Source organism: Vibrio sp. 1580, from assembly GCF_033340055.1.
The window spans coordinates 1-524 of the sequence record NZ_JAWOVT010000701.1; the positions used below are offsets into that span (position 1 = coordinate 1).

The window sequence follows — 524 nt, forward strand, 5'->3', positions numbered from 1 at the left end:
TGTAGTCGTTGTAGGCCACCACTCCAGTAATCTCCAAAGATTTGGTTAACAGGTTGGTCATCGCAACTTCGCCACCATCACTGTTGGGTTCACCGTACTCGATGTAGCTTTTGGAGAGTTCAATACCATGTTCTTTCAATGCTGCTTGGTAACCTTGCAATCGCTCATCGGTATCTTCGATATCGTGGGATGAGGCAATACAAGCGATTTTGCGATGCCCGTGACGAATCAAATATTCTGTCGCGAGGAATGCTCCTTTGCGGTTATCAAGGGAAATACAGCGTTCGGCCAGCTCTGGGATATGACGATTGATAAGCACCATACCTTTCACCTCTTGGGCGTAGCCAATTAGCTCCTCATCAGATAAGCCTTTCGAGTGGATGACTATTGCATCGCAACGGCTGTTGATCAGTAATTCTAGAGCTTGACGTTCATCTTCTGGATTATGGTAACCGTTGCCGATCAAGATATGTTTGCCATTTTCGCGCGCGACATTATCGACGGATTTGACCAGCGTGCCGAAG

The 524-nt window shown here is 47.1% G+C and carries 1 protein-coding gene; it reads right to left on the reverse strand.

The annotated features are described in order from the left end of the window. The coding region (locus R7093_RS27930; protein WP_318147372.1) for a substrate-binding domain-containing protein at positions 1-524 on the reverse strand (524 nt) is incomplete at both ends.